This is a genomic window from Grimontia indica (assembly GCF_000333895.2).
GTDB classification, from domain to species: Bacteria; Pseudomonadota; Gammaproteobacteria; order Enterobacterales; family Vibrionaceae; genus Enterovibrio; species Enterovibrio indicus.
Genome location: NZ_ANFM02000002.1, coordinates 211324 through 232556 on the forward strand (window position 1 = coordinate 211324; position 21233 = coordinate 232556).

At 50.2% G+C, this 21233-nt stretch carries 17 protein-coding genes and 5 tRNA genes; 8 read left to right on the forward strand and 14 right to left on the reverse strand.

The window, feature by feature from the left end; all coding sequences use genetic code 11:
- Window position 1 precedes the first annotated feature (1 nt).
- From D515_RS01645 to D515_RS01700, 12 genes are all read right to left on the reverse strand, one after another.
- The gene (locus D515_RS01645) at window positions 2-700 is read right to left on the reverse strand and encodes an SPOR domain-containing protein (protein ID WP_051997465.1); all 699 of its coding nucleotides are present in this window, start codon (window positions 698-700) and stop codon (window positions 2-4) included.
- Between the two features lie 214 nt (window positions 701-914).
- Window positions 915-1691 carry an SPOR domain-containing protein gene (locus D515_RS01650; protein WP_152442336.1) on the reverse strand — a complete coding sequence of 259 codons (777 nt, stop codon included), beginning with the start codon at window positions 1689-1691 and terminating at the stop codon, window positions 915-917.
- 131 nt (window positions 1692-1822) lie between these two features.
- Complete coding sequence (locus D515_RS01655; RefSeq protein WP_002535483.1) at window positions 1823-2812, reverse strand: peptide ABC transporter ATP-binding protein; 990 nt, start codon at window positions 2810-2812, stop codon at window positions 1823-1825.
- The gene (gene dppD, locus D515_RS01660; protein ID WP_002535484.1) at window positions 2809-3789 is read right to left on the reverse strand and encodes a dipeptide ABC transporter ATP-binding protein; all 981 of its coding nucleotides are present in this window, start codon (window positions 3787-3789) and stop codon (window positions 2809-2811) included. The genes D515_RS01655 and dppD overlap by 4 nt, the downstream gene beginning before the upstream one ends.
- Before the next feature lie 9 nt (window positions 3790-3798).
- Window positions 3799-4704: a dipeptide ABC transporter permease DppC gene (gene dppC / locus D515_RS01665; protein WP_002535486.1), complete on the reverse strand. Its 906-nt coding sequence runs from the start codon at window positions 4702-4704 to the stop codon at window positions 3799-3801.
- 11 nt (window positions 4705-4715) lie between these two features.
- Window positions 4716-5729, reverse strand: coding sequence for an ABC transporter permease subunit (locus D515_RS01670; RefSeq protein WP_002535487.1), 1014 nt, complete (start codon window positions 5727-5729; stop codon window positions 4716-4718).
- Window positions 5730-5809: 80 nt separating this feature from the next.
- A complete protein-coding gene (locus D515_RS01675) occupies window positions 5810-7402 on the reverse strand; it encodes an ABC transporter substrate-binding protein (protein ID WP_002535489.1) in 1593 nt (530 codons plus the stop codon).
- A gap of 901 nt (window positions 7403-8303) precedes the next feature.
- Window positions 8304-8380, reverse strand: a tRNA-Pro gene (locus D515_RS01680).
- Window positions 8381-8382: 2 nt separating this feature from the next.
- A tRNA-His gene (locus tag D515_RS01685) sits at window positions 8383-8458 on the reverse strand.
- A 122-nt stretch (window positions 8459-8580) separates the two neighbouring features.
- Window positions 8581-8657 (reverse strand) — tRNA-Pro (locus D515_RS01690).
- Window positions 8658-8659: 2 nt separating this feature from the next.
- A tRNA-His gene (locus D515_RS01695) sits at window positions 8660-8735 on the reverse strand.
- Between the two features lie 35 nt (window positions 8736-8770).
- Window positions 8771-8847: transfer RNA gene (locus D515_RS01700), tRNA-Arg, on the reverse strand.
- Window positions 8848-9187: 340 nt separating this feature from the next.
- Here D515_RS01700 and D515_RS01705 point away from each other — a divergent pair.
- Entirely contained in the window at window positions 9188-9607 is a 420-nt protein-coding gene (locus D515_RS01705; protein WP_002535491.1) for a c-type cytochrome, read from the forward strand.
- Between the two features lie 138 nt (window positions 9608-9745).
- Window positions 9746-10324, forward strand: a complete 579-nt coding sequence (locus D515_RS01710; protein ID WP_002535494.1) for a sugar O-acetyltransferase — start codon at window positions 9746-9748, stop codon at window positions 10322-10324.
- 29 nt (window positions 10325-10353) lie between these two features.
- Here D515_RS01710 and rep read toward each other — a convergent pair whose 3' ends face one another.
- Window positions 10354-12372, reverse strand: a complete 2019-nt coding sequence (rep, locus tag D515_RS01715; RefSeq protein ID WP_002535496.1) for a DNA helicase Rep — start codon at window positions 12370-12372, stop codon at window positions 10354-10356.
- 416 nt (window positions 12373-12788) lie between these two features.
- On the opposite strand from rep, the gene D515_RS01720 reads away from it, so the two are divergent.
- The 4 genes from D515_RS01720 (at window position 12789) to ubiK (ending at window position 17978) form a co-directional block, all read left to right on the forward strand.
- Entirely contained in the window at window positions 12789-13358 is a 570-nt protein-coding gene (locus D515_RS01720; RefSeq protein WP_002535497.1) for a TetR/AcrR family transcriptional regulator, read from the forward strand.
- Window positions 13359-13372: 14 nt separating this feature from the next.
- Window positions 13373-14479 (forward strand): efflux RND transporter periplasmic adaptor subunit, encoded by a 1107-nt coding sequence (locus tag D515_RS01725; RefSeq protein WP_002535498.1) that lies wholly within the window; start codon window positions 13373-13375, stop codon window positions 14477-14479.
- Window positions 14480-14488: 9 nt separating this feature from the next.
- Window positions 14489-17575 (forward strand): multidrug efflux RND transporter permease subunit, encoded by a 3087-nt coding sequence (locus tag D515_RS01730; protein WP_002535499.1) that lies wholly within the window; start codon window positions 14489-14491, stop codon window positions 17573-17575.
- A gap of 142 nt (window positions 17576-17717) precedes the next feature.
- A complete protein-coding gene (gene ubiK / locus D515_RS01735) occupies window positions 17718-17978 on the forward strand; it encodes a ubiquinone biosynthesis accessory factor UbiK (protein WP_002535501.1) in 261 nt (86 codons plus the stop codon).
- A gap of 68 nt (window positions 17979-18046) precedes the next feature.
- On the opposite strand, the gene ilvC is transcribed toward ubiK, so the two are convergent.
- The gene (gene ilvC, locus D515_RS01740; RefSeq protein ID WP_002535503.1) at window positions 18047-19531 is read right to left on the reverse strand and encodes a ketol-acid reductoisomerase; all 1485 of its coding nucleotides are present in this window, start codon (window positions 19529-19531) and stop codon (window positions 18047-18049) included.
- A 154-nt stretch (window positions 19532-19685) separates the two neighbouring features.
- Between ilvC and ilvY the strand changes: the two genes are divergently transcribed.
- Entirely contained in the window at window positions 19686-20570 is an 885-nt protein-coding gene (gene ilvY / locus D515_RS01745) for an HTH-type transcriptional activator IlvY (protein ID WP_002535504.1), read from the forward strand.
- Window positions 20571-20664: 94 nt separating this feature from the next.
- Window positions 20665-20958 (forward strand): SemiSWEET transporter, encoded by a 294-nt coding sequence (locus D515_RS01750; protein WP_002535505.1) that lies wholly within the window; start codon window positions 20665-20667, stop codon window positions 20956-20958.
- The last annotated feature ends 275 nt before the right edge of the window (window positions 20959-21233 follow it).

Below are 21233 nucleotides of genomic sequence, written 5' to 3' on the forward strand. Positions count from 1 at the left end.
ATCACTCACACAACACATTCAATGTCAGCGAGTCTGATATTGCCACAAATGACATATCCAGTTTGATGTCGTAGACCTGTCCGTTACTAAGCCAGTAGGGATAAAGATCGGGTAGCGCTTCTGCTCTACGCGAAGTAGATATCGCCTTTCTCAGGCTTCTTTCTGACACCAGTTTTTTGCCGCTCTTGCGGCAGGCATTGTTGGCTTCCTGATACGTTGCCCGCCACCAGTCACGGCGGTTAATGGTGTATCGTGTATCCATGCCCGTGGGTTTGGGTGCCCAAAACCCTAAAACCTGTTCCTGATGCCTGATTGGCCCCTTCTTTGCGGAAGCCGACGTTGTCTTCAATACTGTTTTTTTCACGCTTGGCTGATAACCCACCTGACGGATAAAGGCATCAGCGGTTTCAGCTTGGGTTCGCAAGCCGTTTCGCATTTCAATCGCTTCGCCAAAAGAATCAAAAGGCCCTGCTAAACATCGATACTGGCGGCCCTCTTTTCGGTAAAGCGCACCATTGATGGCCTCGCTCTGAGCAGGCAGCTCCGCATAAATGCCACACTGCACCCAAAACGCGCCGTTCTTAGCTGGCTTTCTCCCCCATAACCCTTCGCCAATAGGACAGCTTTCGCCCACAACAGAGTAGCCCTCAGACGATTTTTCACCTTTGCAGCGAGCATCAAGATCCTCAGAAGCAAACACAGAAGTGCTCGATATAAAAAGGATACTTGAGAGAGCTAGCATCAAAACAGGGAGACTGCGGGAGTGCATGAATGATTTGCCTTTTTACTGCCGTACAACGAAAAACGCGTGCCTTTTTCGGAGCTATTCTAAAAGCGGCAGGCGACGAGGAGGGATTTAACGTTTGTTTCTACAGCAGAATTCACAACTCTGGCCGAAGCCCCGCATAATCGCCTCACTGAGGCTCACAAAGCACCAGTAACGCTGATTCAAGTGAAAGCGGCATGGAAAGCCCCATCACGACGTCGAAGGCGCGCATTTCTGCCACCCAGTAAGGCAGTCTGCTTGGATAGGTACTTTTCCAATCCGGCGTGGATGACAGGGTTTTCAACGTCAATTCAGACACCAATTTCATGCCATCTTGTCGACAAGCCTGATTGGCTTCCCTCAACGTGGCACGCCACCAGATGTTTTGTTTAGCACTGTAGCGCGGTTCATTAACTTTTGGCATCGGGCTTTTCAACGACCCGACATCAATGTATCGACGTTCTGTCTTCGCTGGCTTCGAAGCCTTTAGGACCGTTTTTTTCTTTGGTTTGTCGGACTGGCTAAGCTTTGTTGCCTTCTCGGGCTGAGATATATCGCGGATAAAGGCTGAAGCGAACACTTTGCGCTGCTTCATGACATCCTTAACAATTTCTGCTTCCGAGTAACGTTCAAACGGCCCAACCAGACAGCGGTATTGATTGCCTTCCTGGCGAAATACCAGTTTGTCCTGCATAAGAACAGCTTCAACTTCTTTCTTAAACCAAGGCTTAGGTAACTGGCTGACCACGCCACATTGCACCCAGAACCGACCTTCGTTTTTTATAGGACGTTTTGACCAGAGGCCCGCACCAACACGACAGCTTTGATCGACAACTTGCCAACCCTGTTTTTCAACTGAAGGGCACAGAGTATCTGCCGAGGCATTGCGCCAAGGAAACAAACCAAGAAGCAGAAATATCATCATGCAGAAAAACGTGGAACGCATTGCACCTATTACCATCAGGAATTTATAGGGTTCAGATAGTTAGCCTAGCCTGAAAATCCAAGCTCGACGAATCGAAAAGAGAAAGGGCAACATCAGCTGCCCTTTCCTGTTTACTGCGAAGCGTGCTGCTCGTCTACGACCAAACAAGCGATTTGCCTGTCACCATACGTTTTTAACGAAGGCTGTTCGCTATGACATCTGTCGACAGCATCACGGCAACGTGCATGGAAAGCACAACCTTTGGGTGGGTTGAGTGGGCTTGGCAACTCACCCGTCAGCTTGATGCGCTCGCGACGATGTTCAGGGTCGAGCCTCGGCGTCGCTGAAAGAAGCGCTTGTGTATAAGGATGCTGAGGCGATTTAAAAATCTCATCTGCTTTCCCCTTCTCTACACAGCGCCCCAAGTACATCACCATCACTTCATCGGCGATATGCTCAACGACCGATAAGTCATGCGAGATAAATACGTAGGAAAGGCCAAGCTCTTCCTGCAAATCCATCATCAGGTTAAGCACTTGTGCCTGCACTGACACATCAAGTGCGGACACGGGCTCATCAGCCACCACCACTTCAGGGTTCAGCATCAATCCACGGGCGATCGCAATACGCTGACGTTGACCACCAGAGAACATGTGCGGATAGCGGTCGTAGTGTTCCGTTTTAAGGCCCACCTTCGCCATCATCTCCAACGCGCGAGCTTTGCGATCAGCGGAGCTCATGTCTGTGTTGATTTCCAGTGGCTCTTCCAAGATCTGGCCAATTTTCTTACGCGGATTCAAAGAACCATAAGGGTTCTGAAACACGATCTGGATTTTCTGACGACGCAGTTTGTCTGACTCAGGATCGCGCTTGAGCAGATCCTGACCTTTGAAATCCAGCGTGCCCCCCGTCGGCGTTTCAATCATAGTGAGTAAACGACCCAGCGTTGATTTTCCGCAACCTGACTCACCCACCACCGCCAGCGTTTTTCCATGCTCAAGGGTAAAGGAAACCCCATCGAGCGCTTTCACTTCCGCTTCCGGCTTAAACATGCCCTGCTTAACCGGATAGTACTTTTTCAAATCCACTGCATGGAGCAGCGGCGCTTGTTGTTCACTCATCGCGTTGGCTCTCCCTGCTCATTCAATGGATAGTGGCACTTCACGGCACGCTCTGCTGGTCCCTGCGAAGCAGGTTCTTCTCTCCGGCACTTGTCCGTTGCGTATGGGCAGCGTGGGTTCAACATGCAGCCTCTCGGTCTGTCGAAAAGCCCCGGCACCACACCTGGCAGTGAGTCCAGACGACTCTTACCCGCCGACGATTCTGGCAGTGAGCGTAACAGTGCCTGCGTATAAGGGTGTTTAGGTGAGCGGAAAATCTCAACGGAAGAACCGGTTTCTACCACTTGCCCTGCATACATCACCATGACTTTATGAGCCGCTTCTGCCACCAGTGCCAAGTCATGAGTGATCAGCACCAGTGCCATGTTCTGTTCTTTCTGCAGATCGAGCAGCAAGTCGATGATCTGTGCCTGAATCGTCACATCCAGTGCGGTTGTTGGCTCATCGGCAATCAACAGGCGTGGGTTGCAGGCAATCGCCATTGCAATCATTACACGCTGGCTCATACCGCCAGATAACTGATGTGGATAGACTTTCAAACGCGAAGCCGGATCGGGAATACCCACCAGCCTCAATAGCTCTTCCGCACGGGCTCGGCGCTCTCTCTTGCTTCCCCCCTGATGCACCTGCAGGGCTTCCATGATCTGATAGCCGACCGTAAAGCAAGGATTCAGGCTGGTCATCGGATCCTGGAAAATCATTGAGATGTCCGCACCCGTGAGCTTTTTGCGCTCTTTCTCTGCCATTTCCAGCAGGTTTTCACCGTGGAAATTGACCGAATCAGCGCTGACGCGTCCCGGATAATCAATCAGCCCCATAATGGCCAGTGAACTGACAGATTTACCAGAACCCGACTCTCCCACGATGCCGAGGATTTCCCCTTCATCGACGGTATAACTGATTTTATCTACCGCTTTAAACGGTACGCTCTCATCACCAAAATGCACAGAGAGCTGGTTTACTTCTAATATCGCCATTGTGCTCTCCTACTGCTTCAGCTTTGGATCCAGCGCATCACGTAGGCCGTCACCCATAAGGTTAAACGCCAGAACGGTCAGCAGGATTGCCAGACCTGGGAAGGTCACTACCCACCAGGCTGAATTAATAAACTGACGCGCATCGGCCAGCATCACGCCCCATTCAGGCGTTGGTGGCTGCGCACCCAGCCCCAGGAAGCCCAGCGCTGCCATATCAAGAATCGCAGCGGAAAAGCCGAGCGTTGCCTGAACAATCAGCGGTGCCACACAGTTTGGCAGTAAGACAGAGAACATCAGACGAAAGTGCCCTGCGCCCGCCACACGGGAGGCGGTGACATAGTCGCGGTTAATCTCTGCCAACACGGATGCGCGGGTCAGGCGAACATAGTGAGGCAGTGATACAAACGAAATAGCCAGTGACGCATTGAAGATGGAAGGCCCAAGAATGGCAACAATCGCAATCGCGAGAAGCAGACTTGGTAGCGCCAGCATGATATCCACCATGCGCATAATGGCTGTATCAACCATGCCGCCAAAGTAGCCAGCCACCAGCCCCATAAAGACGCCAAGTACCAGCGACAAAGCCACCACCAGACAGCCAATCAATAGCGAAAGACGCGCACCATAGATAAGACGCGAGAGAATATCGCGGCCCACATCGTCAGTGCCGAGAATAAAGCTCCAGCTTCCGCCTTCAATCCAGGCAGGTGGTACTAACAAGGCATCGCGGAACTGCTCTGCCGGGTTATGTGGCGCGACAATCGGTGCCAATACGGCAACCACAATCACGAACACAATGTAGATAAGCCCTGTCAGCGCGCCTTTGTTGGAGGAGAAATAACTCCAGAATTCCGCGAACGGCGATAGCGGCTCACGCTCTTGGGGCAGGTTTGAAGTTTGAGTAGTGTCAGTCATCGTTTCCCCTCCTACTTGCCGTGACGAATGCGCGGGTTAACGACGCCATAAAGAATGTCGACGATAAGGTTCACGACGATGATGATCGTCGCTACCAGTAAGATACCGCCTTGCACCACCGGATAATCGCGGCGACCGATCGATTCAATCAGCCATTTGCCAATGCCCGGCCAGGCAAAGATGGTTTCTGTCAGGATGGCTCCGGAAAGCAGGATACCCACCTGAAGGCCAATCACGGTGATAACCGGGATCAAGGCATTACGAAGGCCATGAATCAGGATCACGCGCCAAGGCATCAGGCCTTTAGCTCGCGCTGTACGGATGTAATCCTCACCCAACACTTCCAACATCGACGAACGGGTCATACGAGCAATAACAGCGAGGGGAATGGTTCCAAGCGCAATGGCTGGCAACACCAAATGGTGAACAGCCGCGGTAAAAGCGCCTTCTTCTCCGGACAACCAACTGTCAATCAGCATGAAGCCAGTGACTTCATCAACCCAGTAGGTTGCATCGTCCATGCGCCCTGAAACTGGTGTTAAATCAAGGCCGATCGAGAAGAAAAGAATAAGGAGCAACGCCCACCAGAATATGGGCATGGAGTAGCCTGTCAGGGAGACCGCCATCACTGAGTGATCGAGAAAAGTCCCCCGCTTCACCGCTGCCAATATCCCGGCAGGAAGCCCGACCGCTATTGCGAACAAAGCCGCACATAGCGCAAGTTCCATGGTGGCAGGGAAAAGGGTCAGAAACTCTTTCATGACAGGCTCTTTAGTAATCAGTGAGTTACCTAAATCGCCGTGAAGGACATTACCGATATAAACGAAATATTGCTCAATCAGAGGTTTATCGAGGCCAAGTTCAGCCATTAGCTGGGCATGGCGTTCTGGCGAAACGCCGCGTTCACCCGCCATCACTTCGATGGGATCGCCAGGTATCATCCTGATAAGGGAAAAGGTCAGCAGGGTAATGCCGATAAACGTTGGGATCACCAACCCCAAACGCTTGAGAATAAACTGCAACATAAAACGACTCGCTCAACTGCGTGGTGACGCAAAAACCGCGGCCAAATCCTTCAGCCGCGGTGTTCTTTTGCCTGGCGTGATTATTCTTGAATGTCTACGCCATAGAAGATGTGACCACCGAATGGGTCAATCTTGTAGTCTTTCACTTCTTTACGAACGGGCTCAAAGACCACTGAATGAGCAATGGTTGCCCACGGAGCCTGATCTTTAAACACAACCTGTGCTTGCTCATACAGCTTGGTACGCTCAGCCACATCCGCCGTTTTCTTCGCCTGTTGGATTAGGTCTTCAAACGGCTGGTGGCACCATTGTGCACGGTTTGAACCACCGACACCTGAACAGCCCAGCAGCACAGCGAGGAAGTTATCCGGGTCACCATTGTCACCGGTCCAACCCAACAGCAGGGTATCGTGCTCGCCAGTCTTAGAACGCTTGAGGTATTCACCCCACTCGTAAGTCACGATTTCCGCTTTCACGCCCAGTTTCGCCCAGTCCGCTTGAATCACTTCCGCCATGCGGCGAGCATTCGGGTTGTAAGGACGTTGTACAGGCATCGCCCAGATGTTAGTGGTGAAACCGTCTTCTAGACCCGCTTCTTTCAGCAGCGCTTTCGCTTTATCCAGATCGTACGGGTAGTCCTGAATGGCATCGTTGTAAGACCAAATTGTTGGTGGAATTGGGTTTTTCGCCGCTTTACCTGCCCCCTGGAATACCGCATCAATGATGGCTTCTTTGTTGACTGCCATATTCAGCGCCTGACGTACACGAACGTCAGTGAATGGTGCTTTCTGGGTGTTAAATGCCAGGTAACCCACATTCAGACCTTCCTGACTCATCAGGTTAACCACTTCGTCAGAGCGCATGCGGTCAAGGTCAGCCGGGTTTGGATATGGCATCACGTGACACTCGCCTTTCTGTAGTTTCGCATAGCGAACTGACGCATCTGGCGTGATAGAGAACACCAGACGGTCGATAGGCGCTTTGCCTTCAAAGTACTCAGGGTGCGCAAGATAGCGAATAGTAGAGTCTTTCTTGTAACCTGCCAGTACAAACGGACCAGTACCTACAGGCTCAAGATCCAATTTCTCTGGTGTGCCCGCTTTCAGCATTTGATCAGCTTGCTCAGCAGACATGATAGACGCGAAATCCATCGCTAGATTGGCAATGAATGGCGCTTCTGGACGGGTCAGGTTGAACTTAACTGTGTAGTCATCAACTCGCTCGATTGAGCTGATCAGATCGCCCATTTCCATCGCGTTGAAGTACTCATAAGAGCCACCAGATACCTTATGGTATGGGTGGCCTTCGTCTTTCTGGCGCATGAAAGAGAAGATAACGTCATCCGCATTGAAATCACGGGATGGTTTGAAATCTTTGGTACTGTGGAATTTTACGCCTTCACGCAGTTTGAAGGTGTAAGAAAGGCCATCATCAGAGACAGTCCATGACTCTGCCAGACCTGGTACGATTTTGGTGGTACCGCGCTCGAACTGGACCAGACGGTTAAAGATTTGGCGAGAACTCGCATCAAAAGTTGTGCCTGAGGTGTAGAGCGACGGGTTAAATCCTTCTGGAGAGCCTTCCGAGCAGTAAACCAAGGTTTTTGCCTGTACTCCGGCTGCTACAGCTGACGCAATTAAAGCTGCACTCAGCTTCAACATTCCTGTTTTCATCGTTTGACTCCATTTGGTTTGAACGATAAACGGCCGCCTGACCACGTCACCCGGCAAAGGAAAACGCTTTCAACGTATCCTCTTGCAAAAAAGTCTTATCGGGAATGGCGGTGGTTCACATCAGCGGCCAGTTTAAAATTGTGCAAATAAGACACAATTTGTTGCTAAAAGAATCTGGCAAAGATTTCACAAAAAATCAACAAAGCAGCACAAAGTTCCATATTTACACTTCATCATCGCATAAATAGTCACTTTCACACGGTAAAACAGAGGAGTAAACAAAAGCCAAAGCAAAAACATAACCTAATGTTTTTAAAGAGTTTATTAAGTTAAATAAAAGGGTGGGCAAGTGAATATCTGAAGAAAAAGAGAAAGAATAGGCAGGAAATGAGATCAGCAGAAAGAAAGCCAATCAATGATATATCATCAGAAACATTTGTTAGCATTATCAGCTAAAAATCAACCAAACATGCCGGATAATAATCGAAAAAGCATCACGCACTAGAGTGCATAAATAGAGGCAAAGAAATGCATTAAACACGTTGAAATTGACGTTTTTCAGCATGACTGACTTCAAAGAATCGATATTTTTTCCATGAAGCTCTACTCAAGTGGTCAAAAATAGAACACTTATCGCATTTCCGCCAACCCTCAAAGGGATCCCCGCTAGCCATTTATATGCTTTATCAAAGTGCGGCCTTGCACCAAGTCAGATCAATAATTCCCTGCTTTACATGGGAAAAGCCCGCTCTATTGAGCAGGCTTCTCTAAAAAGTGGCCAGTGAAGAGGGATTAGGTGGGACTGGCCTTCCGCCCCCGACCCAACATGCTGTAAGCATGTGTCCTCATTGAAGACCTTAGAAACGACGAAGCCCTGCTCATTGAGCAGGGCTTCTAAATGTGGTCGGTGAAGAGGGATTCGAACCCCCGACCCTCTGGTCCCAAACCAGATGCGCTACCAAACTGCGCTATTCACCGAGTGGGGTGGCTGACGGGACTTGAACCCGCGACAACCGGAATCACAATCCGGGACTCTACCAACTGAGCTACAGCCACCACTGTTTTGTTTCGCCAATTTCTTTTCGGGTTTGGCATTCCCGACAAGTTCAGAACTACTGAAAGTTCTACCCTTGCTTAAAACGACGAAAGCCCGCTTAATTGAGCGGGCTCTCTGAATGTGGTCGGTGAAGAGGGATTCGAACCCCCGACCCTCTGGTCCCAAACCAGATGCGCTACCAAACTGCGCTATTCACCGAGTGGGGTGGCTGACGGGACTTGAACCCGCGACAACCGGAATCACAATCCGGGACTCTACCAACTGAGCTACAGCCACCACTGTTTTATTTCGCCAAATTTTCTTTTCCGGACTGGCGCACCCGACAGGATTCGAACCTGCGACCTTTGGCTCCGGAGGCCAACGCTCTATCCAGCTGAGCTACGGGCGCTTGCCCCTGTCGGCGGAGTCGCATATTACGGATATCGCCTCCTGCCGTCTAGCACTTTTTTTAATTTTTTTTTCGAACGGTTTATTTTTATCCGATCGGGCTAAAAACAGTGCAGGCAGGCGATATCATAACGGTTTCACGCAACAATCTAAAGCGCTATAATCACTTAATCTTTACACGGAGTTAACCTTATTTCGTCCATACTTCGTAATTAAGATCGTTACAATTGCTGAAAGGTCGACCCAGTTAGCCGATCCACCTCTACAATTGTGATAAAAATATCTAACCGCATAAAAAACGTCCGATAATTCGGAACCAAAAAGATATTGGGAGTGAAACAGTGAGCGCAAAGGGAATTTTTTTACGTCGTTTAGCAGTATCTGCTGTCACCGCTTTGTTTCTGATGGGTACAGCGCACGCTGCTGACATGTCAGAAGAAGCCATTGCAGAACGCATCGCACCAGTCGGTTCCGTTTACTTGGACGGCGAAGCACCTGTTGAGACTGCGGCTGCACCATCAGGCCCACGTACCGGCGATTCCGTTTACAACACCTACTGTATGGCATGTCACGCGACAGGTGCCGCGGGCGCACCAAAAGTTAGCGACCCTGCCGCTTGGGAACCACGTCTTGCACAAGGCCGTGACACGCTGAACAAGCACGCCATCGAGGGCTTCAACGGCATGCCAGCACGCGGAACCTGTATGGATTGTTCTGATGACGAGATCGTGGCTGCTATCGACCACATGCTGTCTCTGTAAGGCATCCAAGATTGTGTGAAAAAGCGGCTTTCAAGCCGCTTTTTTGATGCCTGTTTATCAGTCTGGAAGCAAGGACACTGAATTCCTCCGCTATATTGCCCATCATTCGCGCGTGTTTTCTTCTTTCCTGTTCCTAAGATGACCGAATTTGAAAAAATGACCCAAGGCCTCTCCTTTAATGGGGGCGATGAAACGATTGATTCCATTCGCTCGAAAGCCTTCCAACTCCTTCAACGCTACAACACTCTCCCGGTTGACCAATCCATTGATATTGCATCAGAGCTGTTTGGCAGCATTGGGGATGACTCAATGGTGATGCCGCCTTTCCACTGCGAATTTGGCAAAACCGTCCATATCGGTCCCAGTACCTTTATCAATATGGGTGCGATGATGTTGGATGGTGCACCAATTACCATTGGCAGCAACGTGCTCATTGGCCCTAACTGCCAGTTTTACACCGCCGGCCACTCTATGGATTACCGCAGCCGACGCAAATGGGAAACCTTCTGCAAGCCAATCGTGGTGGGTGATGATGTCTGGGTAGGAGGCAATACGGTGATTTGCCAGGGCGTGACCATTGGTGCTCGCTCAGTGATCGCAGCCAATTCAGTAGTCACCAAAGACATGCCGGAAGATTGTCTGATTGGTGGCACGCCAGCCAAAGTGATCCGCAAGCTGCACGAGAACGAATCGGCTGAAGAAGCTCTCGATGCATAAAAGAAAAGCCGGAGTTATCCGGCTTTTCTTTAGTCTTTTTTAAGCATTGCTCTGAGATTGGCGATTGCTGCCTGCCCTTTTGCCATTCTTTCTTCCTGTGTCTGGGGCTTTTTCTTCTCTTCCCATTCCACATCGTCGTATGGCAGCTCTTCAAGAAAACGGCTCGGCAGAGGCTTTATCAACTCACCGTACTGACGGCGCTCCTTACAAAGCGTAAAAGTCATCTCACGTTGCGCACGGGTAATGCCCACGTAGGCAAGACGGCGCTCTTCCTCCACATTGTCTTCGTCAATGCTCGATTGGTGCGGCAAAAAGCCTTCTTCCATTCCTACCAGATACACATACGGGAACTCGAGCCCTTTAGAGGCATGCAGCGTCATCAACTGCACCTGATCAGCATCGTCATCGTCCTCGCCACGCTCCATCATGTCACGCAGTGTCAGTCGCTGAACCACTTCACGAAGCGTCTTCACTTCGTTGTCGTAGTTATCACCTTCCAAGTCCGCCACAATCCAGCTGTAGAGATCGGACACGTTCTTCATCCGCATCTCTGCTGCCTTAGGGCTGGCTGAGGTTTCGTAGAGCCAATCTTCATAGTGTGAGTCCCTCACCAACGAGCGCACTGCATCAACCGCATCGCCGCGCTCAAACTGATCGGAAAGCTCAACAATCCAGCGGGTAAATCGTTGCAGGGATTCCAGACCACGACCGTTTAGGTGCTCCTGAAGCCCCAATTCAAAACTCGCCGAAAACAAGCTTTTTCCACGCATGTTCGCGTATGTTCCCAGCTTTTCGAGTGTCACTGGGCCAATTTCGCGACGTGGCGTATTCACAATGCGCAAAAACGCATTGTCGTCATCCTGATTGGTCAGCAAACGAAGATACGCCATGATGTCTTTGATTTCTGCCCGCGCAAAGAATGAAGTGCCGCCAGAGATCTTGTAAGGAATACGGTTCTGCATCAGCGCTTTTTCGAACAAGCGCGACTGGTGATTGCCGCGGTATAAAATCGCGTAATCTTTGTAGTCTGTGCGGTTCATAAATTTATGCGCAATGATCTCACCGACCACGCGCTCTGCTTCATGCTCTTCGTTGTTGGCTTTCAGCACTTTGAGCATTTCACCGTCTGGCAACGCGGAGAACAGGGTTTTCTCAAACACGTGCGGGTTGTTGGCAATAAGGATATTCGCCGCACGCAGGATACGGCTGGTTGAGCGGTAGTTTTGCTCCAGCTTGATGACTTTGAGACTTGGAAAGTCCTGATTCAGCATCAAAAGGTTTTTTGGCTGCGCACCACGCCAGCTGTAAATAGACTGGTCATCATCACCCACCACAGTGAAACGGGCTCGTTCACCCACCAGCAGTTTCACCAGCTGATATTGGCTGGTATTGGTGTCCTGATATTCATCCACCAGCAGGTAACGGATTTTACTTTGCCAGCGTTCCCGCACTTCCTGATTGGTTTTCAGCAGAATCACTGGCATCAGGATCAAATCATCAAAATCCAGCGCGTTGTAAGCCTTCATCTGCTTTTGGTACATGGCATAGCAATGGGCAAATAACTGGTCGCGTTCGCCCATCGCCGCAGATTCCGCCTGCTGAGGCGTCAGCATGTCATTCTTCCAGTTCGAGATGGTATGCAGCAATTGGTTGAGCAAATCCTTGTCGCCGTCGAGTTCATCTTCAGTCAGCTCTTTTAAAAGCGCCATCTGGTCCTGATCATCAAACAGCGAGAAGCCCGCTTTCAACCCCAAACTTTTATACTCGCGACGGATGATATTCAGGCCGAGAGTGTGGAAGGTAGAGACCATCAGCCCCCGCGCTTCCTGGCGGTTCAGCGTCTGGCCGACGCGCTCTTTCATTTCCCGCGCCGCTTTATTGGTAAAAGTTACCGCCGCAATGTGACGAGCCTTGTAGCCACACTGTTGGACCAGATAAGCAATTTTATTGGTGATCACACGTGTTTTACCGGAACCCGCACCAGCTAACACCAGGCAGGGCCCGGAGACATGGTGGACAGCGTCATTCTGAGCTGGATTAAGTTTCATGTGGTTCCTCTGTTCAATCACGCGATATTTAGCAGGTGCATTGTATACCCAAACAACCTGAAGATGCAGGATTCAGCGAGGTTGACTGGCGTTGTGATCGCGGCGCTCCTTTGCAGGTGTAGCCACCTCCATCAAAAAGGAGTAACAAAGAGCACGGCGTCAGTCAACTCGCCCGAAGGGAGGCCCTCAATGCGCCCACTTCTTTGTTAAATTCCACGGAAATAGAGTGCTATTCCTCGTGAAATTTGCCTCGAATTGAACGCATTGATGGCCTCTGAATGCGAGCATCTTCAGGTCGTTTGGGTATAGACGGAATAACGGCGCACTTCATCTTTCGTCGATTTTAAGGAAAGAGTTGGCAGTCTGTAACAAAATCCATACAATGAATGAACGTTCATTCATTGGAGCGCTGTGTTATGTCTGACAAGAAAACACAGATCTTGGAAGCAACGGAACGCTTGTTGGCCCAGCATGGCTTTGATCGCCTCTCGATGCAGATGGTAGCAAAGGAAGCCGGGGTCGCAGCAGGCACCATTTACCGTTACTTTTCAGATAAAAACGACTTATTGAGTCAACTTCGAAATCATGTGGTTCAGCAGTGTGCCACTAAGATGTTGGAAGGCCATGACGCGGATAAGCCGTTAAAGCAACAATTCGTCACGCTGTGGCTAAATGCATGGCACTTAACCATTCGCCGAGACGATAACGCAATCAATCGGGAACAATTTGACAGTCTGCCCTATCAGAGAAACGGTGAGCAACGCCTGATGGATTTAAAAGCTTTTGGTCCCATCCACCAGTTTTTCGAATCAGGAATTGCAGACGGAACATTCAAACCCCTCTCCACTTCAGTGCTTTCCGGCATTGGTATCGAGCCAGCTGTTTGCCTTGCACGCAAACAGGTACAAGGGGTCATAGAACTAGATGAATCAGCAATCGAGGATACGATCAACGCTTGCTGGGATGCTATCTGCCTTCATAGATAATCGGAGCAATCTAAATGAAGAAATGGTTTGTAGTCATGTTAGTCGTGGCGGTTTTGCTATTCGGCACCGTGATTGGCTTTAACATGTTCAAGCAACAGAAAATTGCCGAATACATGGCAAACATGCCTGAGCCGGAATTCCCGGTCACAGCGGTAGAAATGGATTCAGTCGATTGGATCCCTACCATTGAGGCTATTGGTTTTATCGAACCAAACCAGGGCGTTACCCTGACCACAGAAGTCAGCGGCGTCATCGAAAACATCAACTTTGAATCCGGTCAGGCCGTCAAACAAGGTGATGTTTTGCTGGCATTAGACTCAAAAGTAGAAGTCGCGAACCTCAAGAGTACCCAAGCTCGCTTGCCTGCTGCTGAAGCGAAGTTCAAGCGCTACCAAGGTCTGTTCCGTAAAGGCTCAATTTCTAAAGAAGCCCTGGATGAAGCCGAAGCGAATTTCCGTTCACTGCAAGCTGATGTTGAAAGTCTAAATGCGTCGATTGATCGCCGTACCATTGATGCACCCTTTGATGGTGTCGTCGGTCTGCGTAACGTCTTCCTGGGTGAATACTTACAACCAGGCACAGAAATCGTGCGTCTAGAAGACACGTCAATCATGCGTCTGCGCTTTACTGTGCCACAAACCGACATTGCGAAAATCAAGTTGGGCCAGCAAATTGATATCTCAGTAGATGCCTACCCAGACACACCATTTACCGGCAAGATCAGCGCAATCGAGCCTGCAGTTAACTTCCAGAGCGGTTTGATCCAGGTACAAGCAGATATTCCAAACAACCACGGCCAACTGCGCTCAGGTATGTTTGCCCGTGCAAACATCATTCTGCCAACGTTTGAAGACCAAATCGTTGTCGATCAGACTGCCATCAACTTCACCCTCTACGGTGAGAACGTGTATGTACTGCGTGAGGAAGACGGCGCAACCCGAGCCTATCAGCAGGTTGTGAAAGTCGGTGAGCGTAAAGATCACATCGCACACGTGCTGGAAGGTCTGGAGCCAGGTGACAAAGTCGTGACTTCCGGTCAGGTGCGTCTGAGCAACGGTGCGAAGGTACGTGTTGTGGAAAGTGATGCCCTCAATCCACCGGCAGAGCTGCCACAACTGTAAGAGGCCGCTATGAAATTCACTGATATTTTCATCAAGCGTCCGGTACTGGCGGTGTCGATCAGTTTTCTGATCGCACTGCTTGGCCTGCAGTCGATGTTCAAGATGCAGGTGCGGGAATACCCGGACATGACCAATACTGTGGTCACTATCTCTACCAGTTACTATGGTGCGAGTGCTGACCTTATTCAGGGCTTTATTACTACGCCACTTGAGCAGGCCGTTGCACAGGCGGACAACATTGATTTCATGACCTCGGAGTCGGTGCTGGGTAGCTCAACCATCACGGCATACATGAAGCTCAATACCGATCCAAATGCGGCGCTTGCTGACATTCTGGCAAAGGTGAACTCGGTGCGAGCACAGCTACCAGGCGAGTCGGAAGACCCGTCGGTGTCGATGTCGACCGGTTCTACCACAGCGGTAATGTACATCGGCTTTACGTCAGAAGAGCTGGATTCCAGCCAGATCACTGACTATCTGGAACGTGTGACCAAGCCTCAGCTGTTTACCGTAAACGGTGTAGCAAGTATCGACCTCTATGGTGGCCTCAAGTACGCGCTGCGTGTATGGCTGGATCCGGCAAAAATGGCTGCGTTTAACCTGACAGCGACTGACGTGATGGGCGTGCTGAACGCCAACAACTTCCAGTCTGCGACCGGCCAGTCCATCGGTACCTACATGGTATACAACGGTTCGGCCAACACTCAGGTTTCTGACACCGAAGAGCTGAAACGCCTGGTTGTTGCCACCCAGAAAGGTCAGGTCATTCGTCTTGGTGACATCGCAAAGGTATCGCTTGAGAAGAGCCATGACGTTTACCGTGCGACAGCAAACGGTTCAGAAGCTGTGGTTGCAGCCATTAACGCCGCACCAACCGCCAACCCGATAAACATCGCAGCAGATGTGCTTGAGAAGCTCCCAGAGCTTGAGCGCAACATGCCAAGCACCATCAAGATGAACGTGCTTTATGACTCGACTGTTGCCATCAACGAATCGATTCACGAGGTGGTGAAAACCATCATCGAAGCAGCGCTTATCGTACTGGTGGTGATCACCCTGTTTCTGGGCTCATTCCGTGCAGTACTCATCCCGATCATCACCATCCCGCTATCGCTTATCGGTGTAGCCATGATGATGGAGCTGTTCGGGTTCTCACTGAACCTGATGACGCTGCTCGCGATGGTACTCGCTATCGGTCTGGTGGTGGATGACGCCATCGTTGTTCTGGAGAACGTCGATAGACACATCAAGCTCGGGGAGTCCCCATTCCGCGCCGCCATCATCGGTACCCGCGAAATTGCCGTGCCGGTGATTTCGATGACACTGACGCTGGCAGCAGTGTACGCACCTATCGCACTAATGGGGGGTATCACAGGCTCGCTGTTTAAAGAGTTCGCCCTGACGCTGGCTGGTGCGGTATTTGTCTCCGGTATTATCGCGCTGACCCTGTCGCCGATGATGTGTTCGAAGATGCTGAAAGCCAATGCGCAGCCAAGCAAATTCGAAGCAAAAGTACACCACTTCCTTGATCGTATGACCGAGGGCTATGCCCGCATGCTGGGCGGCGTGATGAAGGTACGTCCTGTCATCATCACCTTCGCCGTGATCGTGTTTGTCAGCTTGCCACTGCTGTTCAAGTTCATTCCTAGTGAACTTGCACCCGCGGAAGATAAAGGCGTGCTGGTGATGATGGGTACTGCGCCATCAACGGCAAACTTAGATTACATCCAGAACACCATGGCAGAAGTAAACCAGAAACTGGCTGACCAGCCAGAAGTGGCCTTCTCGCAGGTATTCTCTGGTGTGCCTAAATCCAATCAGGCATTTGGTATCGCCTCTTTGGTACCTTGGAGTGAGCGTGAAGCCAGTCAAGCTGACATCGTGAAGCGTATGACTGAGGAAGTGAAAGACATCCCGGGTATGGCGGTGACTGCCTTCCAGATGCCAGAACTTCCAGGTGCGTCTTCCGGTCTGCCTATCCAGTTCGTGATCACCACACCTAGCAACTTCGAGAGCCTGTTCCAGGTAGCGTCAGACGTACTGTCTGAAGTGAAGAGCAACTCTATGTTTGTCTACTCAGACATGGATTTGAACTTCGATTCGGCGACGATGAAAATCAACATCGACAAAGACAAAGCTGGCGCATACGGCGTGACCATGCAGGATATCGGTATTACCTTAGGTACAATGATGGCCGATGGCTACGTGAACCGTATCGATCTGGATGGCCGTTCCTATGAGGTTATCCCACAGGTCGAGCGTAAGTACCGCCTGAACCCAGAGTCCATCAAAGGTTACTACGTACGCTCTGCGAACGGTGAGGCTGTGCCATTGGGCTCACTGATCACCATTGATGTGGTAGCCGAACCTCGCGCCCTGCCTCACTTCAACCAGTTGAACTCTGCAACCATAGGTGCGGTTGCTGCACCTGGCGTTGCGATGGGCGATGCCATCAACTGGTTTGAGAATATCGCAGCTGAGAAACTTCCTCGCGGTTATCAGCACGATTACCTCGGCGAAGCCCGCCAGTTCGTGACGGAAGGTAGCGCGCTTGTAGGCACCTTTATGCTGGCACTGGCGGTGATCTTCCTGGTTCTGGCAATTCAGTTCGAATCGCTGCGTGATCCACTGGTCATTCTGGTCTCTGTACCACTGGCTATCTGTGGCGCGTTGATTGCCCTCGCTTGGGGCGCAGCATCAATGAACATCTACTCTCAGGTAGGTCTCATCACGCTGATCGGCCTTATCACCAAGCACGGTATCCTTATCTGTGAGGTGGCAAAAGAAGAGCAGCTTCATCGTGGTATGAACAAGATGGAAGCGGTGATGGAAGCCGCGAAAGTGCGTCTGCGACCAATCCTGATGACCACAGCAGCGATGATCGCAGGTCTTATCCCGCTGATGTACGCCACCGGTGCAGGTGCCGCACAGCGCTTCAGTATCGGTATCGTTATCGTTGCCGGTCTGGCAATTGGTACTCTGTTCACCCTGTTTGTACTGCCGGTAATCTACACCTATCTGGCGAGCAAGCACGAGCCACTGCCAGAGTTTGAAGAAGATTTGGATGTTTCAGCGCAGGAAAAAACCGCGCACTGATATTCTTCCAATATGACAAAGGGTCTCGATTGAGACCCTTTTCTTTTTTCAGCGTAATGAGTAGTAGCCTTTTGCGATACGACACTTTCGACAAAAGGTCAGGTGTTGCTTAGAATAACGGCATCAAAATAAGGAGTAACGCATGTTCGACCCAAAAAAGTTGGAGCAAATTGCCAAGCAAATCCATGAGTCTATGCCGAAACCGGTAAAAGATCTGGGTAATGATGTTGAGCAGAAGGTTCGTGAGGTGATCCAATCACAGCTGGCTAAACTGGATGTTGTCAGTCGCGAAGAGTTTGATGTTCAGACGCAGGTTTTGCTTCGCACCCGCCAAAAGCTGACTGAAATGGAACAGAAACTGGCTGAGTTTGAGCAAAAGCTTAACGAGAAGTCTGACGCTTAGGCGCAAAACGAAAGACATAAAAAAAACCCGGCTATTGCCGGGTTTTTCGTATTTATCTATTGCGGTGATTAGTCACCCACTGCAATGCGCTTCATGTCAGTCATGTAGCCACGCAGCTCCTGACCAATCCACTCTACTGGGTGGTTGCGCAGTGCTTCATTCACGTCGATCAGCGTTTGGTTGTCAACGTGGTTGCCAGTTTCACCCAGCCCTTTACCAATCACGTCAGTACCAACCAGTGGCATGAACTTCTCACGCAGCAGTGGCGTTGCAACGTTAGCGAACAGGTAGTTACCGTACTCTGCAGTGTCAGAGATAACCACGTTCATCTCGTACAGACGCTTACGTGCAATGGTGTTTGCGATCAGTGGCAGCTCATGCAGTGACTCGTAGTATGCAGACTCTTCGATGATGCCAGATGCAGTCATTGCTTCAAACGCCAGCTCAACACCCGCACGAACCATCGCAACCATCAGGATGCCGTTGTCGAAGTACTCTTGTTCAGAAATCTTCACGTCAGTTTCTGGGTAATTTTCAAATGCCGTTTCAGCAGTTTCTGCACGCCAGCCCAGCAGGTTCACATCATCGTTCGCCCAGTCAGCCATCATGGTTGATGAGAAGTGACCTGAGATGATGTCATCCATGTGCTTGTTGTACAGCGGGCGCATCAGGTCTTTCAGGTCTTCAGACAGTTCGAATGCTTTTACTTTTGCTGGGTTAGAGAGGCGATCCATCATGTGAGTGATACCGCCAAATTTCAGTGCTTCAGTGATGGTTTCCCAACCAAACTGCAGCAGTTTACCCGCGTAACCCGCATCGATACCGTCAGCAATCATCTTCTCGTAACAAACGATAGAGCCTGCCTGCAGCATGCCACACAGGATAGTTTGCTCACCCATCAGGTCAGATTTTACTTCCGCAACAAAAGAAGACTCCAAAACGCCTGCACGGTGACCGCCAGTTGCAGCTGCCCATGCTTTTGCGATCTCGTGACCTTCGCCTTTTGGATCGTTCTCTGGGTGAACCGCCATCAGTGTTGGAACACCGAAGCCACGCTTATATTCTTCACGTACTTCAGTACCAGGACACTTAGGTGCGACCATCACAACAGTCAGGTCACTGCGCACTTGCATGCCTTCTTCAACGATGTTGAAACCGTGTGAGTAGCCCAGTGCAGCGCCTTCTTTCATCAGAGGCATCACTGCGTTAACAACTGCAGTGTGTTGTTTGTCTGGAGTCAGGTTAACTACCAGATCAGCCTGAGGGATCAGGTTTTCGTAGTTATCTACGTTGAAGCCGTTTTCTTTCGCGTTTTTGTAAGATTGGCGTTGCTCGTCAATCGCTGCCTGACGCAGAGCGTAAGACACGTCCAGACCCGAGTCGCGCATGTTAAGACCCTGGTTCAGGCCCTGTGCACCACAACCCACGATAACAACCTTCTTGCCTTTCAGGTAATCCGCTTCATTTGCGAATTCCGCTTTATCCATAAAACGGCAAACACCCAGCTGAGCTAATTGCTCACGCAAGTTCAAGGTATTGAAATAGTTAGACATGTCGAATACTCCGTGAAGAAATTTTGTCCTTTGGCGATGCGAACATGACAATCTGTTGCATCGAATTGCCCTCATCATAGATCAGGTAATTAGTTGCTTAAAGTGATATATTCACAACATGTAATTGCATTTTTTGCAACATGGAAGTTAAGCGATGAACATCAAACATCTTCAGCTGTTCATACACCTATGTGACAGTAAAAGTTTCTCCAAAACAGCCGCTGCAATGCATATCAGTCCCTCAGCGCTGAGCCGCCAAATACAGAAGCTTGAGCAAGAAGCTGAACAACAGCTTTTTCTGAGGGATAACCGAAGCGTAGAGCTGACACTGGCAGGGAAAAAGCTATTACCTGTCGCGATGAGAATTCTGTCTGAATGGCAGCAATACCAGAGTCAGTTTAATACCTCAGGGAATGAGATAGTCGGCGAGATAAGGCTGTTCTGCTCGGTCACCGCAAGTTATAGCCATTTACCTGAACTGCTATCAGAGTTTCGCTTAAGACACCCACTTATTGAGCTTAAAGTGTCTACAGGGGACCCGGCACAGGCGATAGACAAAGTGCTCTCTGATGAAGCAGACATTGCAATATCCGCTTTGCCTGAACAGCTTCCTTCGAAGGTTTCATTCGAGCCCATCAGTGATGTCCCGCTGTCTGTTATCGCACCTGCTGGTGTCAGCAGTTTCGCCGATACCCTGCAAAGTGAGCATCCTGATTGGTCTTCTATTCCCTTTATCGTACCGGAAGCTGGAACCGCCAGGGAGCGTGCGAACACCTGGTTTAAGAATATGAAGATCAAACCGAATATCTACGCGCAGGTTTCCGGCCATGAAGCCATAGTGAGCATGGTAGCGCTTGGGTGCGGTGTGGGAATTGCGCCGGATGTGGTAATCAATAACAGTCCTGTCAGAGATAAAATCGAAAAGCTCAAGCTAGCCCCCATCAAGCCATTCGAGCTGGGAGTGTGCTGTCTACGATCGCAAATAGATAACCCGCTTATTAAAGCGCTATGGGACGTAGCAGAAGGGAAAACGATCTAGTTGCGATACTGTCTCAGTATCGGTATCGCGAAGAGCAGCGACAGCCATCTCTCCTGACTATCCTCACTAGGAATTAACTCAAGTGAGGTGAGCAATGAGCGTGATTGAAAAGATAGGGAAAGCGCTGGAACCTTTGATGCTTGTAATGGGCTTAGTCAGTCCTTTGGCAACGTTACCTCAAATCTATAAGCTCTACTTCTCACACAGTGAGCATGCTGCAGGATTATCCTTGACAACCTGGGTACTCTACTCATTCATCGCCATGCTTTGGACCTTTTATGGGCTTTACCACAAAAATCCAACGATATGGGTTGGTAACGGCTTAGGGTTTCTGATGTATATCGCTATGGTCGCAGGAATTATTGCACGTGTAGGCATCACCTTCTAAACAGATGCCTGTAATACAGATGCTCATTAGTAATTGGCACGTATGATGCTGATAGAAAAACCTCGGTTCATTTAACCTATACGCATAGTTTGAGGCTTCTTAATAAGTAATAGAACGGATAGGGCTCAATGGGGGACGCCTAGTTGCGCACGGTAAGTGAGGCCGGACTCCCGGACGTGATCTAAAGTGCGAAGCACTTTTCCGGGTCACACATAGCAAAAAACCTCAGCCTTTCGACTGAGGTTTCTTTAAGAAGTGGCGGAGCGGACGGGACT